The 3090-nt window shown below is 65.4% G+C and carries 2 protein-coding genes and 2 pseudogenes; 3 read left to right on the forward strand and 1 reads right to left on the reverse strand.

Annotated features, from left to right (window positions below; all coding sequences use genetic code 11):
• Window positions 1-140, reverse strand: a pseudogene (locus FV229_RS26120) (IS3 family transposase); the annotation flags it as partial.
• 64 nt (window positions 141-204) lie between these two features.
• Between FV229_RS26120 and FV229_RS26125 the strand changes: the two are divergent.
• The 3 genes and pseudogenes from FV229_RS26125 to FV229_RS26135 form a co-directional block, all read left to right on the forward strand.
• Window positions 205-1731: pseudogene (locus FV229_RS26125) on the forward strand (ATP-binding protein); the annotation flags it as partial.
• A gap of 176 nt (window positions 1732-1907) precedes the next feature.
• Window positions 1908-2123: a hypothetical protein gene (locus FV229_RS26130; protein WP_187275291.1), complete on the forward strand. Its 216-nt coding sequence runs from the start codon at window positions 1908-1910 to the stop codon at window positions 2121-2123.
• Window positions 2124-2296: 173 nt separating this feature from the next.
• Complete coding sequence (locus tag FV229_RS26135) at window positions 2297-2995, forward strand: mechanosensitive ion channel domain-containing protein (RefSeq protein WP_147754708.1); 699 nt, start codon at window positions 2297-2299, stop codon at window positions 2993-2995.
• Window positions 2996-3090 lie beyond the last annotated feature (95 nt).

Raw genomic sequence — 3090 nt, forward strand, 5'->3', positions numbered from 1 at the left:
TCACGCCGCCACCGGTAGTACGTCACCGAACTCACACCGAGCGCGCGGATTGCATCGGCCACGCTCTGGCCCTGTGAGATCAGCACGTCCGCCTGACGGAGCTTCGCGACGATCTCCTCGGGCTTCGGGTGTTTTGCCATCTCGTCCGTCCTCCAGGCTCAAAAGCCATACCAAAGGGCGGACCACTTCAATGGGGGCTGACCAGCCGAGCGGACAGCGCAGCGCGACCGGGCTTGGCGCCTGTCGCAGGAACTGCTCGTCGTGGCGCTTCCGGACGGGACCTTCGAGAGCGTGAACCCAACCTGGAACGAGCTTCTCGGCTGGCGGGACGAGGAGCTCGTCGGCGCCTCGTTCGTGGAGCGAACCCACCCGGACGACCTTGAGGCGGCGCAAGCCGCGTTGATGCAGGTCCTGACGAGGCCTCTAGCGGTCCCACACGAGTCCCGCTTCCGGCACAAGGATGGCTCGTACCGCTGGTTCGCCTGGACGGCCGCGTTCGAGGACAATCGCATCTATGCCTCGGGTCGGGACATCACGCTCGAACGGGAGCAGGCCGACGCCCTGCGCCAGTCGCAGAAGATGGAAGCGGTGGGCCAACTGACCGGAGGCCTCGCGCACGACTTCAACAATCTGCTTGCGGGCATCTCGGGGTCGCTGGAGATGATGCAGAACCGCTTGCAGCAGGGGCGGTTCAACGATGTCGAGCGCTACATGGCGGTAGCCCAGGGTTGCTCGAAGCGCGCTGCCGCCCTGACGCACCGCCTGCTGGCATTCTCCCGCCGCCAGACGCTCGACCCTAAGCCCACGGACGTGAACCGGCTCGTTGCCGGCATGCACGAGCTGGTCCAGCGCACGGTCGGACCAGGCATCTCGGTCGAAGTGGTCGGTGCGGCCGACCTCTGGCCCGCCCTCGTCGATCCCCCACAGCTTGAAAACGCGCTGCTCAACCTGTGCATCAACGCCCGCGACGCAATGCCGACTGGCGGGCGCATCACCGTCGAGACGGCCAACAGGTGGATCGACGAGCGCGCCTCCCGCAAGCTCGACATGCCGGAGGGGCAGTACCTGTCGCTGTGCGTGACCGACACCGGCATCGGCATGAGCAAGGACGTGGTTGCGCGCGTGTTCGAGCCGTTCTTCACGACCAAGCCCATCGGCGAGGGCACGGGGCTCGGCCTGTCGATGATCTATGGCTTCGCCCAGCAATCCGGCGGGCAGGTGCGGATCTATTCCGAGGTCGGCGAGGGAAGCACGATCTGCATCTACCTGCCGCGCCACTACGGCGAGGTCGCAGTCGATGATCCGACCGCCAAGCTCGCCATGCTGCCCCGATCCGAGCAGGGTGAAACGGTGCTGGTCGTGGACGACGAGCCGTCCGTGCGGATGCTCATCACCGATATTCTGGAAGACCTCGGCTACACGGCCATCGAGGCGGGTGACAGCGCGGCGGGGCTGAAGGTCCTCCAATCGAACGTGCGTATCGACCTGCTCGTGACGGACGTCGGCCTGCCCGGCGGCATGAACGGACGCCAGATGGCAGATGCGGGGCGCGTGTCGCGGCCGGACCTGCGTGTCTTATTCGTGACTGGCTACGCCGAGAACGCGCTCCTCGGCAACGGGCACCTCCTACCGGGAATGACGGTCCTAACGAAGCCATTTCCCGTCGAGACCATGGCCGCCCGCATCCGCTTCATGATCGAGGGGCGCCAGGAGCGGGCGAGGCGCACTTGACCCCACGTGAACCACGGATCGCCATGGCCATCGCGGTAACCCGCCTTCTTTCCACGGCAAGGTCCCGGGATGCGCGACGGGGGTAGAAAAGCCATGGACCAAGCCATCGATGTCGCTGATGAATTGGATCGTAGCCTCGGCACGACGGCGCCCTCGTCCGCGCACTGCTGAAGGACGTGGCGCTGACCAGCCCGTTCCTGAACTACGGCAAATCGGTCCGTGTGTTGCTGCACGAGGAGCCCTGGGGCACGCACTACAAGCTGCGCGCCTACCCGTTCGACATGCGCGACCAGTTCGCCTTCGTCAGCGACCTGAAAGTACGCGGCAAGCTTGCCATCGCGGACGCCGGGGCGGTGGAGGCGGTCGCGCTGACGCCGTCTCCGACCCCGTGACCGAACGACGTCCCCGAAAGCGACGTCCGAGTACATCCCGCGATCCGTGGATCAACGGCAGACCATGGCGGCTCACCACGTCCACTCCCAGCCACCGGCGTCGAACACGTCTTCGAGGCTCACCATTTCGATCTGGACGCATTCGCTTCCAGGTCCACACGAAAGATCAACCCGTGCATTTCCTCGGAATCGATTGGGTCGGCGTGAACGCCGAGAACGGGCGAAAGCTTTTGCTCTCTCTGATCTTCATCGCGGTGATCGTCGGAGGCGGGATCGGCCTTCGAGCGCTCGTCGGACTGGTCCTGAACCGCACCGACCATTCCACGCTCCAGACCAAATTTTGGACGCGCCAGGGTATCAGCCTCCTCGCGGCGGTACTGCTGGTCCTCGGCTTACTCTCGATCTGGTTCAACGACCCTGCCCGGCTTGCCACCGCCTTCGGGCTGATGTCCGCCGGCCTCGCATTCGCCCTTCAGCAGGTCGTCACCTCAGTCGCCGGCTACTTCGTGATCCTGCGCGGCTCGACCTTCACGGTGGGCGACCGCATCACCATGGGCGGCGTGCGTGGTGACGTGCTCCGCCTCGGCTTCATTCAGACCACGATCATGGAGATGGGCCAGCCGCCGGCAGTGCAGGGCAGCAGCCCGGCCATGTGGGTGCGCAGCCGCCAGTTCACCGGTCGCATCGTCACGGTGAGCAACGCGCAGATCTTCTCCGAGCCGGTGTTCAACTACACCCGCGACTTCCCGTTCATCTGGGAGGAGATGTCCATCCCGATCACCTACGAGGCCGACCGGTCGAAGGTCGAAGCGATCATGCTCACGGCGGCGAAACGGCATGTGATCGGCCCCCACGAGGTGGTCCAAGGGTAAAGTTAGTGCACGGTGGGCCGCTCCGCCACGGGTAGCTTGGCCGGCGGAGCTGGTCTGGCGAGCGCAGCCGGCCAAGCGGAGAAGGCTGGCATGAA

The organism is Methylobacterium sp. WL120 (assembly GCF_008039465.1).
Lineage (GTDB): Bacteria > Pseudomonadota > Alphaproteobacteria > Rhizobiales > Beijerinckiaceae > Methylobacterium > Methylobacterium cerastii.